Raw genomic sequence first — 22,050 nt, 5'->3', positions numbered from 1 at the left:
AGTAACGCACGCCTCACACTCTGTCACAGTGAACAGACCGTTATCCATTGGCCTTGTTGGAGGTCCGGCACTGTGCTGGAATTCCACGGACCGCCGCAGGATCGTGCCGGCGCGCAGAGGCGCAAAGCAGCGCCTGGCGGCGGTGGAAGGGGGAGCCAGCGCCGGTCACTCACGACCACCAACAGGGGACGTATTCAGGGCGCCCCCAAGACGCCGACACCGCCCCGCCGTTCACGCGGAGGGGCGCCTGGTCCAGAGGTTGCGACGCTAGTGCAGGGACGTTTCAAGAGGGATGGCAGCGCTTCGGCGGAGCCGGAGCCACACAACGGAGCCGGTCACGGTTCCTCCCCCCAGCACGCCCAGAACCCGGGTCCGGCGGAGATCGGCGACGGCGGTGAGCGCTCCGGGCGCCCCGGCGCGTCTGCTCCTCCCCCGCCGCCCGGGAAGCCCAAGGGCGGCAACAAGGTCGGCTCCGGTGGCACGGGTTCACGAATAGCTCTGCGCAACTGGCGCATTTCCACCCGTCTCGTCTCGCTGCTCGCGCTCCCCGTGGTGGCGGCGACCTCGCTCGGCGCGCTCCGCATCGGCGACAACGTGGACGACATCCAGCAGCTCGAGAACATGCGGCTGCTGACCGACATGACCAAGCAGGCGACCGAGCTGGCCGACGCGCTCCAGAAGGAGCGCGACCTCTCCGCCGGCCCCCTCGCGCACGGCCTGAACGCCACCGACTACACGGTCAAGGGCAGCCGCGAGACGACGGACCGGGAGCGGGTCCAGTTCCTCGACGCGACCCAGGAAGCCGAGAACGCGAACACCACGGACAAGCTCCCCGGTGTCCGCGACAGCCTCGTCCGCGTCGCGCGCGAGCTCAACAACCTCAACGGCATCCGCGGCAACGCCTACGAGGACGCCAGGAACTCCACGCAGACCGTCGAGGCGTACCACCGTCTGATCACCCAGCTGCTGGGTCTGTCCACGGACATGGCCGAGGCCACCAGCAACCCGGACATGATCACGCGCACGCGTGCCCTGGCGGCCTTCTCCTCCGCCAAGGAGTACGCCTCCGTACAGCGCGCGGTCATCGCGGCCGCCCTGCCCGAGACCGACGACAAGGCCGGCTCTCTCTCCGAGAACGACCGGCTGTACGCGAGCTCGGCACTGGCGAACGAGCAGTCGGACCGCACCACCTTCTCCGACATCTACGGTGACGGTGCCGAGGAAGTAACCAAGCAGATCGACGACGCGAGCCCGACCATCGAGGCCGCCGACGTCTACGCGGACCGGGTGCTCGCCAGCAACGGCGGTCTGGCCTCCCAGGACAGGCGCACGTACAAGGACTGGATCGACGACTCGTCTTCCAAGATCGAGCAGATGAAGAAGATCGAGAACTCTCTGCTGGAGGAGATGGAGCAGACCGCTCGTCAGCTCCGCAGCGAGTCCGAGCAGGAAGCGATCATCTCCGGTGCGCTGATCCTGCTCGTCCTCGGTGTCTCCCTGGTCGGCGCCTTCGTCGTGGCCCGGTCCATGATCCGTTCGCTGCGGCGGCTGCAGGACACCGCGACCAAGGTCGCCCAGGACCGGCTGCCCGAGCTGGTCAAGCAGCTCTCGGAGTCGGACCCGCAGGACGTCGACACCTCCGTCGAGTCGGTCGGTGTGCACTCCCGGGACGAGATCGGCCAGGTGGCCGCGGCCTTCGACGACGTGCACCGCGAGGCGGTCCGCCTCGCCGCCGAGCAGGCCCTGCTGCGGGGCAACGTCAACGCGATGTTCACCAACCTCTCGCGCCGCTCCCAGGGTCTGATCCAGCGCCAGCTGTCGCTCATCTCCGAACTGGAGTCCCGCGAGGCCGACCCCGACCAGCTGTCCTCCCTGTTCAAGCTCGACCACCTCGCCACCCGCATGCGCCGTAACGGTGAGAACCTCCTCGTTCTCGCCGGTGAAGAGCCCGGCCGCCGCTGGACCCGTCCGGTCCCGCTGGTCGACGTGCTCCGTGCCGCGGCGTCCGAGGTGGAGCAGTACGAGCGCATCGAGCTGGCGGCCGTGCCCGCCACCGAGGTCGCCGGCCGGGTCGTCAACGACCTCGTGCACCTGCTCGCCGAGCTGCTGGAGAACGCCACCTCCTTCTCCTCGCCGCAGACCAAGGTCAAGGTCACCGGTCACGCGCTGCCCGACGGCCGAGTGCTGATCGAGATCCACGACACCGGTATCGGTCTCTCCCCCGAGGACCTCGCCGCGATCAACGAGCGGCTCGCCGCGCCGCCCACCGTGGACGTGTCGGTCTCCCGGCGCATGGGTCTGTTCGTGGTCGGTCGTCTGTCGCAGCGGCACGGCATCCGGATCCAGCTGCGTCCGTCCGACTCGGGCGGTACGACCGCGCTCGTCATGCTTCCCGTCGATGTCGCGCAGGGCAACAAGAAGCCCACCCCCGGCAAGCCCGGCCAGGGCCCCTCCACCGGTGGTCCGGCCGCCGCGCAGGCCGCGGCCGGTGCCGCAGCCGCACGTCGCCAGACCAGCGGTCAGGCGGGCCCGCCGCTCGGCGGTGGCCCCGGACGTCTCGGTGCCGTCCCGCAGCGCGGGCAGGTGGGTGCCGGACAGGGTCCGCGGGCCGCGCTGCCCGGCAACTCCAGTGGTCCGGGTGGTTTCGGCGCCCCGGGTGGTCCGCGTGGGCCGCAGGGCGGTCCGCCGCCGCAGGGTGGACGGCCGGCTCCGGCCGGTGCCGGTGTCGACATGTTCGGCGGCGGCCAGGCTCCGGGTGCCCCGCAGGGCCTCCAGGCCGCCGGGACCGGTGGCCCCGGGGCCTTCGAGAACTTCAGCGACTCCGGACGTCAGGGCGGCTTCGCCGACGGCGGCCAGGGTCAGCGTCCGGGCGGCCCCGGTGACAGCGGTCCCGGCGCCGTACCGCCCAAGCAGGGCAAGGAACGTTCCCGCAGGCGTCGTCCGCAGCTGCCCGGCCGCGGTGGTGCGCGGGCCGAGCTGCCCGGCGGCAACTCCCCGTCGCGCACGCCGAGCTGGAGCGACGAGAACGCGCAGCCGCCGGTGCCCCGCGCCTCGCTGGACGCCCCACGCGGCCACGACGAGCAGCCGGACATCACCGCGCCGATGCCGCGGATCGAGCCCGGCCAGGGCCCGGGCTCCGGCACCGACTTCCCGCGTTCCGCGCCTGCCGGACGTCCTGACTTCGACGCCCAGCGCCCCGGCGCGGACGCCGGGCAGAACGACACCGGATCGTTCATCCGCTCCGACGTGTACGGCGGGGCCGGCGCCCCTCCGGCGCCCACCGGTCCGTTCCGCGGCGCCTCGCAGGACCCCTCGTCGACCGGTCAGTTCGCGTCAGCGAGCTTCGACGGCTCCGGCACCGGACAGTTCCCGGCACCGCGTCGGCAGAACCCGCAGGACACCGGGCAGTTCCCGGTTCCCGGCCGCCAGAACCCGCAGGACACCGGGCAGTTCAACGTGCCGGGCCGCCAGAACGGCCAGAGCACCGGGCAGTTCAACCTGCCCGGGCGGCAGAGCCCGCAGGACACCGGTCAGTTCGAGCGGCCGCAGGTCAACGGTGAGAACTTCGGTGCGCCCAGGCCGCCGCAGCGTCCGCCGATGCCCCCGCAGCGCCCCGCCACGCGTCCGCAGGAGCCGGAGGCACTGCCTCCGGCCGCGAGTCCGGGCGACGGCCGTACCCCGCTGTACGACACGCTGGAGACCAACTGGTTCCACGGTCAGGGCGGTCAGAACGGCCAGGGCGGCGGCCAGCAGGCCCAGCGGCCCGCCCAGGCTCCCCAGGCTCCGGTCGCGCCCCAGCGGCCGGCGGCAACCGCCGCGTCGGCGTCGCCCAGCTGGCGCAGCACACCCAATGACGACCTGGTCCGCCAGGCCGAACGAGTCCGTCAGCCGTCGGCCGGCGGAGTCACCACCTCCGGCCTGCCGCGCCGGGTCCCGCGCGCGAACCTCGTGCCGGGGACGGCTCAGCAGCAACAGCACCAAACCGGTCCGCAGGTCTCGCGTGCGCCTGACGACGTTCGCGGCCGGCTGACCAATCTCCGTCGGGGCATCGCGCAGGGTCGACAGGCCGGTACCGGCCAGACCGGCAGCTTCCCGAGCCCCACTCACCAGCAGGAGCGTTAGTTGAGCCAGATGAGCCAGGCGGCACAGAACCTCAACTGGTTGATCACCAACTTCGTGGACAACACCCCCGGGGTGTCCCACACCGTCGTCGTGTCCGCCGACGGACTCCTTCTGGCGATGTCCGAAGGGTTCCCGCGCGACCGGGCCGACCAGCTCGCCGCGGTCGCCTCCGGGCTCACCTCGCTCACGGCCGGGGCGTCCCGGATCTTCGAGGGTGGGGACGTGGCCCAGACGGTGGTGGAGATGGAACGCGGGTTCCTCTTCCTGATGTCCGTCTCGGACGGTTCGTCCCTGGCGGTCCTCGCCCACCCCGAGTGCGACATCGGCCTCGTCGGTTACGAGATGGCGCTGCTCGTCGACCGCGCGGGCACCGTGCTCACGCCCGACCTGCGCGCCGAACTTCAAGGCAGTCTGCTCCACTGACGCCTGCGGATCCACAGACCTCACCAAATCACCGTCCGGCCGTCACAGTCCCCCCACCGGCCCCCGTCAGACGGCTCGACTGACACCGACTTGCTGTCCCGCTCGGAGGATCCATGACCCCGCCCACCGCTCCTCACGATCCGTACGCAGAGCCGTACGGAGACGAGGGCGACCAGCCGCTGGTTCGGCCGTACGCCATGACCGGTGGCCGGACGCGGCCGCGTTACCAGCTCGCCCTCGAGGCGCTGATCAGCACGACGGCAGACCCCGCGCACCTCATGGGACTGCTTCCCGAGCACCAGCGGATCTGCCACCTGTGCCACGAGGTGAAGTCGGTGGCCGAGGTATCGGCCCTGCTGTCCATGCCGCTCGGTGTGGCCCGGATCCTTGTCGCGGACCTCGCCGAGGCCGGACTCGTCGCGATCCACCAGCCCGGTGGCGACGAGAACGCCGGTGGCGCGCCGGACGTGACTCTGCTGGAAAGGGTGCTCAGTGGACTTCGCAAGCTCTGAATCGGGACGGACCACCACCTCGGCGAAGATCGTGGTGGCGGGTGGCTTCGGCGTGGGCAAGACCACGTTCGTGGGCGCCGTCTCGGAGATCAACCCGCTGCGCACCGAGGCCGTGATGACCTCCGCCTCGGCCGGCATCGACGACCTGACGCACACCGGGGACAAGACGACCACGACGGTCGCCATGGACTTCGGCCGTATCACCCTGGACCAGGACCTGATCCTGTACCTCTTCGGTACGCCCGGTCAGGACCGCTTCTGGTTCATGTGGGACGACCTCGTGCGCGGCGCCATCGGAGCCGTCGTCCTGGTGGACACCCGCCGGCTCGCCGACTGCTTCCCGGCCGTCGACTACTTCGAGAACAGCGGCCTGCCCTTCGTCATCGCCCTCAACGGCTTCGACGGGCACCAGCCGTACTCGCCCGACGAGGTCCGCGAGGCCCTGCAGATCGGGCCCGACACCCCGATCATCACGACGGACGCCCGCCATCGCGCGGACGCCAAGTCGGCCCTGATCACCCTCGTCGAGCACGCGCTCATGGCGCGGCTGCGGTAGGAAAGCAGGAACTCAAACGCCGCGCCTGGACCGCTTGGGCCCGAAATACGGCCCAAGTCCACAACGCCATACGGCAGTTGTCGTAGATACACCGAAGCCGACTGTGTCCTTTGACACGGTCGGCCTCGGTGTTCATAACGTTTCGACAGAAAAATAGGGTGGTACGACCACGCGTCGCGGTCGATCGGTGCCTCTGTGCTCACAAGGACCCCACTTTTTGCCGGGGCTCGCTCTGTTTGACCGATTTATCTGGGACTTACATCACGCGGAATCGTTGCCTCCCAGTGTTTGGAAGTCATCAGCGTGACGTGCTGGAATGCCTGAACTGCCCATTAGTCAAAAACGTACTAGGGCGTGGAGTCACCCGCGGCACGACGTAGGTGCCGGCGCCGAGAGGTTGTTGGTCGAGTGAGGCGAAGCAAGAAAGGTCCCGAGTCGTCGGCGCGGGGCAACTTCACCCCGCCGCCGCGCGGAGCGGCACCCACACAAGTGACCGGACCGGAGCCGACGGCAGCTCCCGCTCCCAGCGGCAGTCGTCTCTCCCCCCGCAACTGGCGGGTGCCCACCCGTCTGAACGCGATCCTGCTGATACCCGTGCTGGTCGGCCTTGTCATGGGCGGCTTCCAGGTGAAGGGTTCCATCGACACCTGGCAGGAAGCACGGGACGCGGAGAAGGTCGCCAAGATCGTGGCCGCCGCGGCCGTGTACGCCGAGGCGCTGCTCAACGAGCGTGACCTCTCCGCCGAGCCGCTGCTCCAGGGCAAGCGGGACAGCGACATCGTCAAGGACACCCGCGCCTTCACCGACGAGAAGGCCGACGCCTTCCACACCGAGGTCGTGGGGATGCCCGACGGCCAGGGCCTGGAGCGCCGCCTCCGCCTGGTCGAGGAGGCCGAGCCGCAGCTCGACAAGCTCCGGCAGACCGCGTTCACCCGCGCCGCCGACCCCGTACAGACCGAAGAGGGCTACGTCGCCGTCGAGCACCTGCTGATGGAGTTCTCCAACGAGCTCGGCCTCGGCACCGGCAACGTCACCGCCTACGGCCGCTCCGTCTACGCGATCGCCCTCGCCAAGGGCGCCGCCTCCCTCCAGCGCGCCATCGGCATGCACCTGCTGATCCGCCCCAGCGAGGACCAGGCGACCTTCCGCCGCCAGGTCACCGCGTTCACCTCGTACGCCTACCTCGAGAACGTCGCCATCCAGGAGTACGTCTCCGGTGGTACCGAGGCGGACGCCGCCCGACTCCAGCAGGTCCTCGAGCAGAAGGAGGAGGAGGGGAAGAAGCAGGTCGCCGACGCCGCGGCCGCGGCCAAGGCCAAGGGGCAGAACTTCACCCCGCCGCCCTCCTCCATGCTGAAAATGATCGAGGCGATAGGCAGCGGGCAGTCGCCCGACGAGCTGAAGGCCCTCGGCGTCACCCCGGCCACCTGGATGGCCGCCTCCACCCTCAAGTTCGAGGGCTACAGCGAGGTCGAGACCGAACTGATCAACCGCGCAGTGGACGAGGCCGGCAAGATCGCCTCCGACGCCCAGCGCGACGCCTACATCAACGGCGCGATCGTCGTGGTCGCCCTGCTCGCCGCGTTCATCATCGCCGGGATCATGGCCCGCCAGATGAGCCGCTCGATGCGCCAGCTGCGCAACGCCGCCTTCGGTATCGCCGAGCAGCGCCTGCCGATGCTGGTCGACCAGCTCTCGCGCACCGACCCCGGTCGCGTCGACACCCGGGTCGCGCCCATCCCGATCACCACCACGGATGAGATCGGCGAAGTCGCCCGCGCCTTCGACCAGGTCCACCGCGAGGCCGTCCGGCTCGCCGCCGAACAGGCCCTCCTGCGGGGCAACATCAACGCGATCTTCACCAACCTCTCGCGCCGCAACCAGTCGCTGATCGAGGGCCAGCTGACCCTGATCACCGACCTGGAGAACAACGAGGCCGACCCGGACCAGCTGGAGAACCTCTTCAAGCTGGACCACCTGGCGACCCGTATGCGTCGCAACGGCGAGAACCTCCTGGTCCTCGCGGGCGAGGAGCCCGGCCGTCGCTGGGACCAGCCGGTCCCGCTGATCGACGTGCTGCGCGCCGCCTCCTCCGAGGTGGAGCAGTACGAGCGCATCGAGCTCTCCGGTGTCCCGGAGGCCGAGATCCACGGCCGCGCCGTGACCGACCTCGTGCACCTGCTCGCCGAGCTCCTCGAGAACGCAACCACGTTCTCCTCCCCCCAGACCAAGGTCCGCGTCACCGCGACCCGTCTCCCCGACGGCCGCGTGATGATCGAGATCCACGACAAGGGCATCGGCCTCACCGCCGAGGACTTCGCGGACATCAACCACAAGCTGGCCAACCCGCCGACCGTGGACGCCGCCATCTCGCAGCGCATGGGTCTGTTCGTGGTCGGCCGGCTGTCCGACCGACACGGCATCCGCGTCCAGCTCCGCCCCTCGGGCGAGCAGGCCGGTACGACCTCGCTGGTCATGCTCCCGGACGTCATCACCCACGGTGGCGGTGGCGAGCAGCAGCCGCAGGCCGACCAGTTCACGGTCTCGCAGATCATCCCCGAGCAGCAGCACGCCTTCCAGCAGCAGGGCATACCCCCCATGCGGACCGCCGCCGAACTCGGCTTCGACGACAGTCGTTACGAGGTCCCGGACGACATCCGCGAGCTGGACCCCGTGGGCCGCTCCCTGATACGCGAGGAGCGCCGCGCGGCCCTGGAGGCCCAGGCGCACGGCCAGAACCCGCAGCTGCCCCCAGGGGCTGAGGCCCCGCGCTACGGAGACGACTTCCAGGCACCCGAGCCGTCCTACGACAACGGTGCCACGGCCTTCGTGGACCCGCAGCGGTCGTTCGACCAGCAGACGGCGTACGAGGAGCCGCAGCAGCCGTCGTACGACGAGACGTACTTCCCCCAGGGCGGCGCCACGCCGAACGGCAACGTCCAACTGCCGGGAGGGAACGACAGCTTCGGGGCTACCGGCGGTTACCCCGAGCCCGCGTATGCGGAGTCCCTCCAGGAGGAGCAGGCGCCGACCGCTCCGGAGACGTACTCGGGCTTCGAAGAACCGTCCTATCAGGACGACTGGCCGCAGCAGCAGGACTACCAGAGCTCCTACCGCTCCGAGTACGCTCCGGAACCGGAATCTGCGCAGGCCGCTGACGTGAAGGAGCCGGACCGCGTAGGCTTCGACCGTCCGGGATCCACCCCCTCCGCCGGCCACGCGATGACCGACGCCGGCCTGCCCCGCCGCGGATCCACCGCGAGCGCGGGCGGCACGAGCGCAGGCGCCGCGAACGGACGGCAGCAGGTGGCCCAGGACCAGCAGCCGGCGACCGGGGAGACGGGCACCGACTGGCGCTCGGCCAACGACGAGCGCTGGCAGCAGGCTTCCCAGCTCAAGAAGCCGAAGGCGGGCGGGGTCACCTCTTCCGGCCTGCCGCGGCGGGTGCCCAAGGCCAACCTGGTCGAGGGCGCCGCGAAGACGACCCCGCAGGGAGGTCCACAGATCTCCCGCGCTCCCGAGGACGTCCGGGGCAGGCTGAGCAACCTGCGCCGAGGGGTCCAGCGGGGACGCAACGCAGGCAGTGAAACGAACGGCCAGGGCTTCGGTCCTGACAGCACCTACAACCAGGAGCGTTAGTGTGAGCCCGATGAGCCAGGCGGCACAGAACCTGAACTGGTTGATCACCAATTTCGTGGACAACACCCCCGGGGTGTCGCACACGGTGGTGGTCTCCGCCGACGGACTCCTTCTGGCGATGTCCGAAGGGTTCCCGCGCGACCGCGCCGACCAGCTGGCGGCCGTAGCGTCGGGTCTTACTTCTCTGACCGCGGGTGCCTCCCGAATTTTCGAGGGTGGCAGCGTCAATCAGACGGTTGTGGAGATGGAGCGGGGATTCCTCTTCATCATGTCCATCTCCGACGGTTCCTCGCTCGCCGTTCTCGCACACCCGGAGGCGGACATCGGTCTCATTGGGTACGAGATGGCACTTCTGGTGGACCGCGCCGGCACCGTCCTGACGCCCGATCTGCGTGCGGAGCTCCAGGGCAGCCTGCTCAACTAACAGACAGACGGTGCGTTTTGGCGTCCCGGGGCCGTAAGGTTTCGGGACGCGGCTTCCAATGAGCCATGGATGCCAGCACAGTCGGAGGAGGAGAGAACGTGGCAACACCCCCAGGCGGTTCATCGTCGGGCAACTGGTCCTACCCTGGCCAGGGGCCGGGCCAGGGTGACCAGAACCGATACAACTTCCCCTCCGCACCGAGCCGCCAGCAGCCGTACGCACCGCAGGGCCCCGGCCCTTCACCGTACGACCAACCGCCGGCGCCGCGCATCCAGCCCGTGCAGCCGCAGCGCCGCGCCCCCGAGCCGTCGCCCGCCGGGGCGGCGAGCAACCCCCTGGTGCGCCCGTACGCCATGACGGGCGGCCGCACCAGGCCGCGCTACCAGCTCGCCATCGAGGCGCTGGTACACACCACCGCGCAGCCGCACCAGATGCAGGGCCAGTTGCCCGAGCATCAGCGGATCTGCAACCTCTGCCGAGAGATCAAGTCGGTCGCCGAAATCTCGGCGCTCCTGACCATCCCCCTCGGCGTGGCCAGGATCCTCGTCGCCGACTTGGCGGAGGCGGGCCTGGTCGCCATCCATCAGCCCGGCGGCGACGAGAGCGCCGGCGGTCAGCCAGACGTGACACTGCTCGAAAGGGTGCTCAGTGGACTTCGCAAGCTCTAGCGGCGGTCCTTCCCGCTCCACCACCTCAGCGAAGATCGTGGTGGCGGGTGGCTTCGGCGTGGGCAAGACCACGTTCGTCGGGGCCGTCTCGGAGATCAACCCGCTGCGTACCGAGGCCGTCATGACGTCCGCGTCGGCGGGCATCGACGACCTCACCCACACCGGAGACAAGACGACGACGACCGTCGCCATGGACTTCGGCCGTATCACCCTGGACCAGGACCTGATCCTGTACCTGTTCGGCACCCCCGGTCAGGATCGCTTCTGGTTCATGTGGGACGACCTCGTGCGCGGCGCCATCGGCGCGATCGTCCTCGTCGACACCCGTCGGCTCGCGGACTGCTTCCCGGCCGTCGACTACTTCGAGAACAGCGGCCTGCCCTTCGTGATCGCGTTGAACGGCTTCGACGGCCAGCAGCCGTACAACCCGGACGAAGTCCGGGAAGCGCTCCAGATCGGGCCCGACACTCCGATCATCACGACGGACGCGCGGCATCGGGCGGACGCGAAGTCGGCCCTGATCACGTTGGTCGAGCATGCGCTGATGGCCCGCCTTCGGTGAGTAGGTAAGCAAGTAAGGGGCGCCCTTCTTCTTGGAGGGCGCCCCTTCTTTTTGCCACACACCATTCTTCTGAGGCGCATTGGTGGCTACGAGTGCTTCGTCGTTGCGACCAGCCCCCACTCACCCGCAGCCGACACACATACGAAAGGGCCCCTTCCCGTCAGGAAGGGGCCCTTTCAAGACAAGGCTCAGCGCCAGCTGTGGGGTGCCCGGAAGCCCGGCTCACGCTCCAGGCGGCGCCAGCCGGCGCGGGCGCGGCCTCGGTGGGCCGGGGTGGTCTCGGAGGGCTGGGCGGCGGCGCGGGCGAGGAGCAGCGCGGTGATCGCGGCCACTTCCTCCGGCTCGGCGTGGCCCTTCTCGACGCGAATGTCAGGCAGGTTCATGGGTGTCAGTCTCCAGGGACGAGGTTTCCGCAGGGGTACCGAGAGGGATCCGCTGGGTTACTGGGGCGGGTTGCCGTGCTTGCGGGAGGGCAGGTCGGCGTGCTTGGTGTGGAGCATCGCGAGGGAGCGGATGAGGACCGCGCGGGTGTCCGCGGGATCGATCACGTCGTCCACGAGGCCGCGTTCGGCCGCGTAGTACGGGTGCATCAGCTCGGCCTTGTACTCCTTGACCATCCGGACCCGCATCGCCTCGGGATCCTCGGCGTCGGCGATCTGCCGTCGGAAGATGACGTTGGCGGCACCCTCGGCGCCCATCACGGCGATTTCGTTGGTCGGCCACGCGTACGTGAGGTCCGCCCCGATCGACTGGCTGTCCATGACGATGTAAGCACCTCCGTACGCCTTCCGCAGGATCAGGGAGATCCGGGGCACGGTCGCGTTGCAGTAGGCGTACAACAGCTTCGCGCCGTGGCGGATGATCCCACCGTGCTCCTGGTCGACGCCCGGGAGGAAGCCGGGTACGTCCAGAAGAGTGACGATCGGGATGTTGAAGGCGTCGCACATCTGCACGAAGCGGGCGGCCTTTTCGCTGGCCTCGATGTCCAGGACACCGGCCAGCGTCTGCGGCTGGTTGGCGACGATGCCGACCACCTGGCCGTCGAGACGGCCGAGGGCGCAGATGATGTTGCGGGCCCAGCGCTCGTGGACCTCGAGGTAGTCGCCGTCGTCGACGATCTCCTCGATGACCTTGGCCATGTCGTACGGCCGGTTGCCGTCCGCCGGGACGAGGTCCAGGAGGACCTCGCTGCGGCGGTCCACCGCGTCGGAGGCCTCCACGCGCGGCGGGTTCTCCCTGTTGTTCTGCGGGAGCATCGACAGGAGGTAGCGCACCTCGGCGATGCAGGTCTCCTCGTCGTCGTACGCGAAGTGGGCCACACCGCTGGTCTCGGCGTGCACATCGGCGCCGCCGAGGCCGTTCTGGGTGATCTCCTCACCGGTGACCGCCTTGACGACGTCCGGGCCGGTGATGAACATCTGCGAGGTCTCGCGGACCATGAAGACGAAGTCCGTGAGGGCGGGGCTGTAGGCCGCGCCGCCGGCGCACGGGCCGAGCATCACGGAGATCTGCGGGATGACACCGGACGCCCGAGTGTTGCGCTGGAAGATGCCGCCGTAGCCGGCGAGGGCCGAGACGCCCTCCTGGATACGGGCGCCCGCACCGTCGTTGAGCGACACCAGCGGGGCCCCGGCCGCGATGGCCATGTCCATGATCTTGTGGATCTTCGTGGCGTGGGCCTCGCCGAGGGCGCCGCCGAAGATGCGGAAGTCATGGGCGTAGACGAAGACCGTACGGCCCTCCACCGTGCCCCAGCCGGTGACGACACCGTCGGTGTACGGCTTCTTGGCCTCCAGACCGAACCCGGTGGCCCGGTGCCGGCGCAGCTGCTCGACCTCGTTGAAGGAGCCCGGGTCCAGCAGCAGCTCGATGCGCTCCCGGGAGGTCAGCTTGCCCTTGGCGTGCTGCGCCTCGGTCGCCTTCTCGCTGGGGCCGGCGATCGCCTGCGCACGAATCTCGTGCAGTTCTGCCACTCGCCCGCGCGCGTCCGTCGGCTCACCCGGCGCCTCATCCAAAACGGTCATGTAGCGACCTTACGAAGCCGAGCGAGCAAACCGGTCCGTCGACTCCGTACAGTCTCCGGGGTGTTTTCCTGGTACCACTGAACAGAATCGTCCCGCCATGCAGGCGAACCGACTGCTCAGGGGGTATGGGGCTTGTAGGGGTCGCACAATCCCGGTCGGCCCCGGCCCGTGCGCGGCGTTCGCTCATGCGGAGGGTATCGGTACGGCCCGACGGCGTACCCACACACCCTGAAGATCAACATTGCGCGACTCGGCGATCACGGAAGCGACAAGGTTGAAACTCGGACGGAATAGACCTACGGTGAGCCGTGTTCACTTCGTTGAAGATTGAACGAACTTCGGCGGCGCGACCTGGGCCGTCGTTGAACCACCTCACCAGTCGTTGAACCACCTCACCGAAGGAGCACGTCATGGGCACCCCCGAGCAGGCCGCGCTGACCGGCGACTACACGATCGACGCGTCCCACACGACCATCGGCTTCGTGGTCCGCCACGCCATGGTCACCAACGTCAAGGGCGGCTTCCTCGACTTCTCCGGCAGCCTGCACCTCGACGGCACGGACCCGTCCCGGTCCACCGCCTCGATCGACGTCAAGATGGACAGCATCGACACGGGCAACGCCGACCGTGACGGCCATCTGAAGAGCGCGGACTTCTTCAAGACCGACGAGTTCCCGATGATGACCTTCCGTTCGACCAAGGCGGAGGCCCTGGGCGGCGACGACTACCGCATCACCGGCGACCTCTCCATCCTCGGCACCACCAAGCCGCTCACCATCGACCTGGAGTTCAACGGCGCCGCCAAGGACCCCTTCGGCAACGAGCGCGTGGGTTTCGAGGGCAAGGCGGAGATCCTGCGCTCCGAGTGGGGTCTGACGTGGAACGCGGCGCTGGAGACGGGCGGGGTGCTGGTGTCCGACAAGATCAAGCTGAACTTCGACATCTCGGCGATCCGGGACGCCGGTTGATCCTGCGTGACGGGAAGCCCGCTGCTCGAGTCCGGCAGCGAAGTGATCGTGACCTCGACGAGTGCGTCCGAGCGCTCGCCGAGGTCCACGAGCGCGACGGCTACCCGGTGAACTGGCCGCCCTCCCCCGGCGATTGGCTGTCGCCGCCGTCGCTCATGGCGGCCTGGGTGGCGGAGTCGGACGGCCGGGTCGCGGGCCATGTCGGGCTGTGCGCGAGCGAGGCGGGAGACTCGGCGCCGGGGCTGTGGAGTGCGCGTACGGGTACGGCCGTCGAGGCGACCGCCGTGGTCAGCCGGCTGTTCGTCGCCCCGTGGGCGCGGGGGCACGGGATCGGCTCGCTGCTGATGGACCGGGCGGTGGCCGAAGCGCGGGGGCTGGGTCTGCACCCGGTGCTCGACGTGGTGGCGACGGACACGGCCGCGGCCGCGCTGTACGAGCGGCTGGGCTGGGAGTTGCTGGCCACGGTCGAGCAACGGTGGGGCGCGGACCAGAGCCCGGTGACGATCAGGTGTTACTCGGCGGGGAGCTGACCTCGATCGGTTGTCGCGGGTGGCCCTCGGCTTCCAGCCTGGCCACGGCTTTCTCAAGCCGGGCGACGCGGGTGCGTGCTGTGCGGGCCTTCAGCAGGCCGAGGACGACGAGATATCGGTCCGTCTTCCCGAGGCGCTGGAATTCCCGCGCGGCCGCGGGGCTGCGTTCCAGGGCCGCCGCCAGATCCTCCGGCACGCCGGCCTCTTTCTGCGACTCGTACGCCGCCGCCCACCGCCCGTCCGCCTTGGCCGCGTCCACCTCCGCGAGCCCGCCGGGCCGCATCCGCCCGGCGGCGGTGAGCTCCTCGACCCTCCGCACATTCACCATCGACCAGTCGCTGCGCGGCCTGCGCGGTGTGATCCGTTGCAGGTAGTACGCCTCGTCGAGCCGCCGCCGGTGACCGGTGATCCAGCCGTGGCAGAGTGCGGCGTCGTTGACGTCACCCGCGCTGACGGAAGGGATACCGGTCCCTTTCTTGGCGACCTTCACCCACAGACCGGGGTGCGGGGCGGGGTGGGCGGTGAGCCAGGTGTCGAGGTGGTCGACATCCGGGAACGCTCGCACATCGGCGGCTTCAGGAGTGGCCATGGAAGTCACATTAGGTAGCAGATGGGCCAGCATCTGTCCTATACGGCGACCGGATCCTCCAGCACCTGGACCAGCACGCGGGCCTGAACGCCCTCCGTATCCGGAGCGGCCAGCCCCGCCATGCAGATCAGCGCCTTCCACATCGCCCAGCCGCGCCCTCGCCGCCAGGCGTCGTCAGGCAGCCCGACGGCCTCCCGGAAGACCTTCCGCTCCTCGCCGGCGAAGTAGTTCCAGGCGATGACGAGATCGCAGGCGGGGTCGCCGACGCCACACGTGCCGAAATCGATGACGGCGGAGAGTGCCCCGTCGGTGGCGAGCAGGTTCCCGACGGCGACGTCACCGTGGAACCAGGTCGGCGCCGACGGCCAGGCCGACGTCAACGCGTCCGACCACACGGCCCGGCAGGCGGCCGCGTCGACGACACCGTCGAGCCTCTCCAGGGCCTCCTCGACCTGGTCGCCGTACACGCTGGGGTGGCAGCCGCGGTAGTACGAGTGCAGCCCGGCGGCCGGGCCCCGCCCTACGGGAGCCTGGCGCAGCTCGGTCAGGAAGTCGCCGAGATCGCGGGCGAGTCGGACGCGATCGATGTCGGCCGAGGCCTCGACCGTCTCCCCCTGAAGCCACCTGCGCACCGACCACGGGAACGGATAGCCCGCCGCCGGCCGCCCGACAGCGACCGGTTCCGGCACCGGCAGCGACAGATGCCCGGCCAGACCGGGCAGACAGCGGTCCTCCTTCGCCACGGCCGCCGCATACCCCTCCGCGCTCGGCAGCCGAACGGTCAGCTCGTCGCCGAGCCGGAAGGTGCGGTTGTCCCACCCCTGCCGCTCGACGGGTCCGACCGGGAGGTCTGCCCACTCGGGGAACTGGTCGGCGATCAGTGCGCGTACGAGTTCGACGGTGATCTCAGGCACCGGGCCATTGTGCGTACGAATGCGGCATCGGCCAACATGGTTTTCCCCGACCCACTCGCCGCGTACGGTGTCGACTCCTCGCTCAGCGAGCAGGGCCTCGGTGTGGCGGAGCCGCTCGAGCAGTGGGTGAACGCGGCACGATCGCTCGGCCGACCTTGCGCGGTTCAAGTCCAGCTACAGCGGCAGCCAAGGCGGCGACTGCGTCGAGGTCGCCGCCCCTCGGCTCCGCCGTTCACATCCGCGACTCCCAGGTCCCGTCCGGGGCCGAGCCAGGACGCGATCACGGTCCGGAGCTGGAGACGACTTCGGGATTGATCGTGTCGAAGTAGACCCAGTCCCCACTCGGGTCGAAATAGAACGCGCCCGAATACGTCCCGCCCGTCACCTCACGGTCGAAGGACTCGCTTCGGACCCACCTGGCGCTCTTGGGCGTGAACTGCGCGAGAGTTTCCGGTGGCTTGCTCGGCGTCTCGCGCTGAAAACCCCGCTGCCGTCCCCCGACGATGGCGGCGACGCCACCCGCCGTCAGCCGGGCGAAGCCCACCACACGAACATCGGTGGGACCCGGAGCGGACACCCTCGAATCGCCGCCCAGCGCGAAGCCGAGCCAATGAGCGTCCGAGAGCGAGCCGAGCTCGGTGAAGCGACGTTCCAGCGGTTCGGAATCCGTACGGACTGTGTTCTCATCCGTGCTTTTCGTGGTCGGCGTACACGCCGCGAGTAGTGTCGCCGCGCCCAGCGCCAGCGCGCCCCGACGCCCCAGACCTGCCAAGCCGCCCATCAGATCCCCTGCCCCCGAAGCCCTGAGGTCTGATCGTAATCGTGCACTCAAGCCAAAGGTGCATGGCTGAATCCGCCCCCTTGTGTCGCCACTCACAGGGTTCACATAATCCACGCAACAGAAATTGACCCGTCCATGGCAACATCACACAACCCTTTGGCGCAGTTGACATGAGCGCGTCACATTTCTCCCCCAGTGAACCCCCCACGGAAGGCGTCACCTTGAAGAAGCTCCTCACGGCACTCAAGAGATGCGCGGTCATCGGTGCCGCCGCGCTCGCCATCGCCAGCCTGCAGCCCGTGACGGCGGCCGAGGCCGCGCCGGCGCCGGTGGTCGGCGGGACGCGGGCCGCGCAGGGCGAGTTCCCGTTCATGGTCCGGTTGTCGATGGGCTGTGGCGGCGCGCTGTACACCCAGCAGATCGTGCTCACCGCCGCGCACTGTGTGAGCGGGTCCGGCAACAACACCGGCATCACGGCCACCGCCGGAGTCGTGGACCTGCAGTCCACGAGCGGCCGGGTCCAGGTGCGCTCCACCAAGGTCCTCCAGGCGCCCGGCTACAACGGCACCGGCAAGGACTGGGCGCTCATCAAGCTCGCCCAGCCGATCAACCTGCCGACGCTGAAGATCGCCACCACCACGCAGTACAACGCCGGTGACTTCACCGTCGCCGGCTGGGGAGCGGCCCGCGAGGGCGGCGCCCAGCAGCGCTATCTGCTCAAGGCCACGGTGCCGTTCGTCAGTGACGCCACCTGCCGCGCCTATGGCGGCAGCTACAGCGGACTCGTCGCGAGCGAGGAGATCTGCGCCGGCTTCGCCCAGGGCGGCGTCGACACCTGCCAGGGCGACTCCGGCGGCCCGATGTTCCGCAAGGACAACGCGGGCGCCTGGATCCAGGTCGGCATAGTCAGCTGGGGCGAGGGCTGCGCCCGTCCCAACGCCCCCGGTGTCTACGCCGAGGTCTCCACCTTCGCGTCCCAGATCGCCTCCGCGGCGGCCACGCTGTAGCACGCGGTCCGGCGTGGTCCGGCATCACCTCGTACGACGTCCACGGGCCCGGCGCCTCCCACGCCGGGCCCGTGCCCGTCATCCCGTGCCCGTCATCCCATTCCCGTGTCCGGGATTCAGAAGCCGCCGAAGTCCCCGCCGCCCCCGAAGTCGCCTCCGCCGCCGAAGTCGCCTCCGCCGAAGCCGCCGCTGAAGTCGTCCGTGTCGAAGTCGGCGCCCGAGACGTCGCCGCCCTCGTAACCGGCGTCGGCGCCGAAGTCGCCGTAACCCGTTCCGTACATGGCCGCGTACGAGGGGGTGGCCATCATGCTGCCGAGCATCGTGCCGATGAGGAGGCCGGGGAGGATACCGCCGCCGAAGTAGCCGCCCGCCCAGGGGCCGTAGGCGGGGCCGGCGTCCCAGTACGGGCGCCGCCCACCGGACACCGTCTCGACCTCGCGGATCATCGGGTCGCGGCCGTCGGCGAGGCGGGCCTGGTCGGCGGCGCAGACCGGAACCTCGCGTTCGGCGCCGGCGCCCGGGGTCCAGGGGACGTCGGCGACCGAAGGGCCGTGTCGGGGGTCGAAGAAGCAGGGGGCGCGGCGCTCGGAAAGGGGGCGGCCCTCCCTGCGGGCGGCCAGTTGGGCGAGGGAGAAGCGGCCGTCCTCCAGTGCCTGGGTGACCGCGCGTACCTCCTCGGGGCGGGTCGCCGCCGCCATCAGCGACTTCGCTTCCTCGTACGCGTCCAGGGCCCGTTCGTAGTCGGCGCGCATCGCGTCGTCCGCACCCGCCTCGGCGGGATGGAAGTCGAGACGGTCCAGTTCCTCACCGAAGGCCGTGATGTCCTCGTCCACCACCACCTGGAGCTTCCTCAGGGCCTCACGGCGTTCCTCCTCCTTCTTATGGCGGTTGCGGCGGACCAGCGCGTACGCGCCCACGCCGCCCGCGACCACCACCGCGCCCGCCGCGGCCAGGGCGGCCGCGTCCACGCCCGTGTCACCGCCGTCGCTCCAGCTCGACGGGGCCGAGCCGCCGAGGTTGCTGCGCAGGGCGTCGTCCACGAAGTCGTTCAGCTGGGCCTTCGTGTCGCCGGCGCTCCGCACGGCCGTGACCAGGTTCGCCACCGCCTCCTGGCTCAGGACACTGCTGTCGGCCTGGGCGTTGAAGCGGTCACCGAGGCGGATGGCGTACAGGCCTGTCACGCCCGTCTCGGTACGGAGGTTCCGGAAGAGGTCCTCGGTGGGATAGTCGGCCGGGAGGACGGCCACGAAGACCGGCTCGTCCGCGTCCTCGATCTTGTCGGCGAGGGCTTCGGCGTCCGACGAGGAGAGCAGGTCGGAGGCGGCCGGGTCGACGTAGACGGGGCTCTCGCGCAACGACTCGGCCACCGTGGAGAGGTCGGTGGCCGCGTGGGCGCTGGGCGCACCGACCGACAACACCGCCAGGGCCGCCGCGGCGAGCGACGCGATCAGCAAGCGGAAGAACAGACGTCGACCAAGTGCGCCCTTCATACCTTCGAAGCTACCTCCATCGCCACGAAAACGGACGATTCGGAGGCTGTCACGCCGCCCTGTACGCCTCCCCCAGCTTCGCCAGTGCCTCCGTGTAGTGGCCCGTGAGCAGCAGGTGGTCGGCCTCCGCGAAGGGCTTTGCCACCGCCTCGGTCATTCGGACCTCCTGGCCGACCTTCGCCTGCACGAGCTGCCGTGCCTTGAGCGCCGCGGCGGGCGCCCCGCGCTCCGGTGCCGCCCCCTTCGCCCCCTTCGTCGTCAGGCCCCAGCCGTACGGGAACTGCGCGTCGTACGACGTGTCGCCGACGTTGATCGGCAGCTGGGCCTCCGACCTGGGCCAGGTGACGGGGAGCCGGCCGGTGAAGGGCCGCTTGCCGTACAGGACGTCCGCGACGCCGTCGCCCTCCGAACCCGGCAGCCAGGAGGCGACGAGCGCGTCCATGGCGCCGAGTCGGTCGCCGATGAGCTGGGGGCGGCCGGAGACGACGAGCACGGCGCACTTCATGGCGCCGCAGACCTTGTCCACGGCGGCCTTGTCGGCGTCGCTCAGCTCCAGGTCGTGGCCGTTGCCGACATCGCCGAAGCCCTCGGTGTACGGGGTCTCGCCGACGACGACCACGCCCACGTCGTGCCCGGCGGTCGGGGCGGAGGCGTCCTTCGAGTACGTCACCCGCTTCGCGCCGCCGGCCTTCCGGATGCCCTCCAGGATGGTCGTGCCCTCGGTGATGTCGCCGGACGAGCCCTGCCAGGTGATCGTCCAGCCGCCGCTCTGGTTGCCGATGTCGTCGGCGTTCGAGCCGGCCACGTACACCTTCTGGGACCTCTTCAGGGGCAGGACGCCGCCCTTGTTCTTCAGCAGGACCTGCGACTTGGCCACGGCCTCGCGGGCCGCCGCGCGGTGGGCGGGCGAGCCGATGTCGTCGATGCCGCCGGTGGCGGCGTACGGCTGCTCGAAGAGGCCCAGCTTGAACTTCTGGGTGAGGATGCGGGAGACGGCGTCGTCCACGCGCCGCTCGCTGACGCGGCCCGCTTTGACCTCGGCGAGCAGGGTGCGGTGGAAGTCGCCGTACGCGTACGGAACCATGATCATGTCGAGGCCCGCGTTGATCGACGTACGGACGTCGCTCGCGTAGTCGCCGGGGATCTGGTCGATGGCCTGCCAGTCGCTGATGACGAACCCGTCGAAGCCCATGCGGTCCTTGAGTGCGCCGTTGATCATGTCCGCGCGGGCGTGCATCTTCACCGCGCCCTTGCCGTCGCCGAGGATGTCGAGGGACGAGAAGGACGGCATGACGGAGCCGACGCCCCGGTCCACGGCCTCCTGGTACGGCGCGAGGTGCACCGCCTCCAGCTCCTGCCGGGTGACCTTCGTGATGCCCTGGTCGATCGTGTACGCGTCGGTCGTGGACGAGCCGTACTCGGTGCCGCCGTCGCCGACGAAGTGCTTGGCGGTGGCGAGAACCTTGTCGGACCGGTCCAGGTCCCGTCCGTCGCGGGCGCCCTGGAGACCCTGGATGATCGTCTCCATGGACTCCACGAGCGCCGGGTCCTCGCCGAAGGACTCGTAGGCCCGGCCCCAGCGGTCGTCGCGCGTCACGCACAGGCAGGGGGCGAAGTCCCACGGGATGCCGGTGGCCCGGGTCTCGGCCGCCGTCAACTCACCCATCCGATGGGCGAGTTCGGGATCTCGGGTGGCGCCCAGGCCGATGTTGTGCGGGATGATCGTGGCGCCGGCCAGGTTGTTGTGGCCGTGGACCGCGTCCACGCCGTAGATGAGCGGGATCTGCAACCGTGTGGACAGAGCGCGGAGTTGGAAGCCGTCGATCATCTCGGCCCAGGCCTCGGGGGTGTTCCGCGCCGGGGCGGAGCCGCCGCCGGAGAGGATCGAGCCGAGGCCGTACGCCGTGATGTCGTCGGGGGTGGCCAGGGCGCCGCGCTCGGCCTGGGTCATCTGGCCGGCCTTCTCCTCCGGGGTCATCCGGGAGAGGAGGTCCGCGACCCGCTTGCGCATGGGCAGCTTCGGGTTCAGGTAGGGCAGGCCGTGGGCACCGATGACGGCCTTCGGGATGGTGGCGGGGGCCTTGGCGCCGGTGACGGTGAGCTTGACCGGGATCGTCTCCGCCGTCTCCGGGGAGTTGTCGGGGAGGGTGCGTACGGTGATGGTGCGGGTGCTGCCGGAGGGGGTGCCCGGGGGGAAGGTGAGGGTGCCGTGGGCCGGGGTGTGGTCGCGGTCTGCGGTCGTCTCGTACGTGACGGTGACCGGCTTCGTGACCGTGCCGGTGACGGTGACGCGGATGTGGGCCGTGTCGCCCTCGGCCACTGGGTAGACGGCGGCGTCCGTGCGCACGGTCGGGGGGCCGGCGGCTGTCGCCGTTGCCGTCGCGGCGAATGGCGAGGGGAGCAGGCCGGCCAGCAGGACGGCCGAGGCCAGGAGCGGCGTTCTTCGGGCGTGTGGGGTGCGTTGGGTGCTTCGGTCGTGCGTCGAGGACCGCATCGAGGACTGCATCGAGGACTGCATCAGGCTTCCCTCCGCTGAGACTCCGGGACCAGTCGCCGCGCTCAACTCCCGTTTCTCTTTTGTTTCTTGACGGGGGTCAAGTGTCGGCTCGGAAAGGCGTCAAGAGCCCTGTACAACCGTGCGGGAGGGGTGCTGGTCACGTAGTGCGACGGGGGGACGGGGTGCCTCGGGCGCTGGGTGCTTTTCTCGCCCCGCCGCCCCTATGGGTTGTTCGCGCAGTTCCCCGCGCCCCTTAGAAGCACGGGGCGCGCCCGGAGTCTCTTAGGGGCGCGGGGAACTGCGCGAGCAACCACAGCGCACCCGCAGCCGCCCACGCACCCCCG

18 protein-coding genes are annotated in these 22,050 nt (G+C 69.8%); 11 read left to right on the top strand and 7 right to left on the bottom strand.

Annotation, left to right across the window (positions count from 1 at the left end; genetic code table 11):
• Nucleotides 1-270 precede the first annotated feature (270 nt).
• The 8 genes from CES90_RS04850 to CES90_RS04815 all read left to right on the top strand — a co-directional run bounded on the left by CES90_RS04850 (nucleotide 271) and on the right by CES90_RS04815 (nucleotide 10,906).
• Nucleotides 271-4,122, top strand: coding sequence for a sensor histidine kinase (locus CES90_RS04850; protein WP_189782515.1), 3,852 nt, complete (start codon nucleotides 271-273; stop codon nucleotides 4,120-4,122).
• 9 nt (nucleotides 4,123-4,131) lie between these two features.
• The gene (locus CES90_RS04845) at nucleotides 4,132-4,545 is read left to right on the top strand and encodes a roadblock/LC7 domain-containing protein (RefSeq protein ID WP_189782664.1); all 414 of its coding nucleotides are present in this window, start codon (nucleotides 4,132-4,134) and stop codon (nucleotides 4,543-4,545) included.
• A 113-nt stretch (nucleotides 4,546-4,658) separates the two neighbouring features.
• Nucleotides 4,659-5,057, top strand: a complete 399-nt coding sequence (locus tag CES90_RS04840) for a DUF742 domain-containing protein (RefSeq protein ID WP_009314205.1) — start codon at nucleotides 4,659-4,661, stop codon at nucleotides 5,055-5,057.
• Entirely contained in the window at nucleotides 5,038-5,613 is a 576-nt protein-coding gene (locus CES90_RS04835) for a GTP-binding protein (RefSeq protein ID WP_189782514.1), read from the top strand. Before CES90_RS04840 ends, CES90_RS04835 begins: the two co-directional genes overlap by 20 nt.
• A gap of 408 nt (nucleotides 5,614-6,021) precedes the next feature.
• Entirely contained in the window at nucleotides 6,022-9,252 is a 3,231-nt protein-coding gene (locus CES90_RS04830; RefSeq protein WP_189782513.1) for a sensor histidine kinase, read from the top strand.
• A 10-nt stretch (nucleotides 9,253-9,262) separates the two neighbouring features.
• Nucleotides 9,263-9,676, top strand: a complete 414-nt coding sequence (locus CES90_RS04825; protein ID WP_004983065.1) for a roadblock/LC7 domain-containing protein — start codon at nucleotides 9,263-9,265, stop codon at nucleotides 9,674-9,676.
• Between the two features lie 98 nt (nucleotides 9,677-9,774).
• Complete coding sequence (locus CES90_RS04820) at nucleotides 9,775-10,344, top strand: DUF742 domain-containing protein (protein ID WP_189782512.1); 570 nt, start codon at nucleotides 9,775-9,777, stop codon at nucleotides 10,342-10,344.
• Nucleotides 10,325-10,906, top strand: coding sequence for a GTP-binding protein (locus CES90_RS04815; protein ID WP_009314218.1), 582 nt, complete (start codon nucleotides 10,325-10,327; stop codon nucleotides 10,904-10,906). Before CES90_RS04820 ends, CES90_RS04815 begins: the two co-directional genes overlap by 20 nt.
• Before the next feature lie 188 nt (nucleotides 10,907-11,094).
• Here the strand turns inward: CES90_RS04815 and CES90_RS04810 are convergent, their stop codons facing one another.
• A complete protein-coding gene (locus tag CES90_RS04810; RefSeq protein WP_189782511.1) occupies nucleotides 11,095-11,289 on the bottom strand; it encodes an acyl-CoA carboxylase epsilon subunit in 195 nt (64 codons plus the stop codon).
• Nucleotides 11,290-11,346: 57 nt separating this feature from the next.
• Nucleotides 11,347-12,930 (bottom strand): acyl-CoA carboxylase subunit beta, encoded by a 1,584-nt coding sequence (locus CES90_RS04805; protein WP_189782510.1) that lies wholly within the window; start codon nucleotides 12,928-12,930, stop codon nucleotides 11,347-11,349.
• Between the two features lie 410 nt (nucleotides 12,931-13,340).
• Between CES90_RS04805 and CES90_RS04800 the strand changes: the two genes are divergently transcribed.
• Both CES90_RS04800 and CES90_RS04795 read left to right on the top strand, forming a co-directional pair.
• On the top strand, nucleotides 13,341-13,898 hold the full coding sequence (locus tag CES90_RS04800; RefSeq protein ID WP_189782509.1) for a YceI family protein: 558 nt from the start codon (nucleotides 13,341-13,343) through the stop codon (nucleotides 13,896-13,898).
• The gene (locus tag CES90_RS04795) at nucleotides 13,895-14,428 is read left to right on the top strand and encodes a GNAT family N-acetyltransferase (protein ID WP_373313314.1); all 534 of its coding nucleotides are present in this window, start codon (nucleotides 13,895-13,897) and stop codon (nucleotides 14,426-14,428) included. The genes CES90_RS04800 and CES90_RS04795 overlap by 4 nt, the downstream gene beginning before the upstream one ends.
• Here the strand turns inward: CES90_RS04795 and CES90_RS04790 are convergent.
• The 3 genes from CES90_RS04790 to CES90_RS04775 form a co-directional block, all read right to left on the bottom strand.
• The gene (locus CES90_RS04790) at nucleotides 14,403-15,017 is read right to left on the bottom strand and encodes a YdeI/OmpD-associated family protein (RefSeq protein WP_189782508.1); all 615 of its coding nucleotides are present in this window, start codon (nucleotides 15,015-15,017) and stop codon (nucleotides 14,403-14,405) included. The two genes, CES90_RS04795 and CES90_RS04790, sit on opposite strands and share 26 nt — an antisense overlap.
• A 38-nt stretch (nucleotides 15,018-15,055) precedes the next feature.
• The gene (locus CES90_RS04785) at nucleotides 15,056-15,931 is read right to left on the bottom strand and encodes an aminoglycoside phosphotransferase family protein (RefSeq protein WP_189782507.1); all 876 of its coding nucleotides are present in this window, start codon (nucleotides 15,929-15,931) and stop codon (nucleotides 15,056-15,058) included.
• 280 nt (nucleotides 15,932-16,211) lie between these two features.
• Nucleotides 16,212-16,712 (bottom strand): hypothetical protein, encoded by a 501-nt coding sequence (locus CES90_RS04775; RefSeq protein ID WP_208921403.1) that lies wholly within the window; start codon nucleotides 16,710-16,712, stop codon nucleotides 16,212-16,214.
• A gap of 221 nt (nucleotides 16,713-16,933) precedes the next feature.
• Here CES90_RS04775 and CES90_RS04770 point away from each other — a divergent pair, with 221 nt between their 5' ends.
• Nucleotides 16,934-17,719, top strand: a complete 786-nt coding sequence (locus tag CES90_RS04770) for a S1 family peptidase (RefSeq protein ID WP_189782505.1) — start codon at nucleotides 16,934-16,936, stop codon at nucleotides 17,717-17,719.
• Between the two features lie 116 nt (nucleotides 17,720-17,835).
• Here CES90_RS04770 and CES90_RS04765 read toward each other — a convergent pair whose 3' ends face one another.
• Complete coding sequence (locus CES90_RS04765) at nucleotides 17,836-19,209, bottom strand: hypothetical protein (protein WP_189782504.1); 1,374 nt, start codon at nucleotides 19,207-19,209, stop codon at nucleotides 17,836-17,838.
• Nucleotides 19,210-19,258: 49 nt separating this feature from the next.
• Nucleotides 19,259-21,727: a glycoside hydrolase family 3 N-terminal domain-containing protein gene (locus tag CES90_RS04760; protein ID WP_189782503.1), complete on the bottom strand. Its 2,469-nt coding sequence runs from the start codon at nucleotides 21,725-21,727 to the stop codon at nucleotides 19,259-19,261.
• Nucleotides 21,728-22,050: the final 323 nt, after the last annotated feature.

It is taken from the genome of Streptomyces capitiformicae (genome assembly GCF_002214185.1).
GTDB classification, from domain to species: domain Bacteria; phylum Actinomycetota; class Actinomycetes; order Streptomycetales; family Streptomycetaceae; genus Streptomyces; species Streptomyces capitiformicae.
This window is presented reverse-complemented; position numbering and strand designations above follow the sequence as displayed.

Coding starts and splice junctions, on each gene's coding strand:
- CES90_RS04790 (WP_189782508.1), bottom strand. CDS start 15,017: ATGGCCACTCCTGAAGCCGCCGATGTGCGAGCGTTCCCGGATGTCGAC.
- CES90_RS04825 (WP_004983065.1), top strand. CDS start 9,263: ATGAGCCAGGCGGCACAGAACCTGAACTGGTTGATCACCAATTTCGTG.
- CES90_RS04810 (WP_189782511.1), bottom strand. CDS start 11,289: ATGAACCTGCCTGACATTCGCGTCGAGAAGGGCCACGCCGAGCCGGAG.
- CES90_RS04775 (WP_208921403.1), bottom strand. CDS start 16,712: ATGGGCGGCTTGGCAGGTCTGGGGCGTCGGGGCGCGCTGGCGCTGGGC.
- CES90_RS04800 (WP_189782509.1), top strand. CDS start 13,341: ATGGGCACCCCCGAGCAGGCCGCGCTGACCGGCGACTACACGATCGAC.
- CES90_RS04760 (WP_189782503.1), bottom strand. CDS start 21,727: ATGCAGTCCTCGATGCAGTCCTCGATGCGGTCCTCGACGCACGACCGA.
- CES90_RS04765 (WP_189782504.1), bottom strand. CDS start 19,209: ATGAAGGGCGCACTTGGTCGACGTCTGTTCTTCCGCTTGCTGATCGCG.
- CES90_RS04805 (WP_189782510.1), bottom strand. CDS start 12,930: ATGACCGTTTTGGATGAGGCGCCGGGTGAGCCGACGGACGCGCGCGGG.
- CES90_RS04840 (WP_009314205.1), top strand. CDS start 4,659: ATGACCCCGCCCACCGCTCCTCACGATCCGTACGCAGAGCCGTACGGA.
- CES90_RS04845 (WP_189782664.1), top strand. CDS start 4,132: ATGAGCCAGGCGGCACAGAACCTCAACTGGTTGATCACCAACTTCGTG.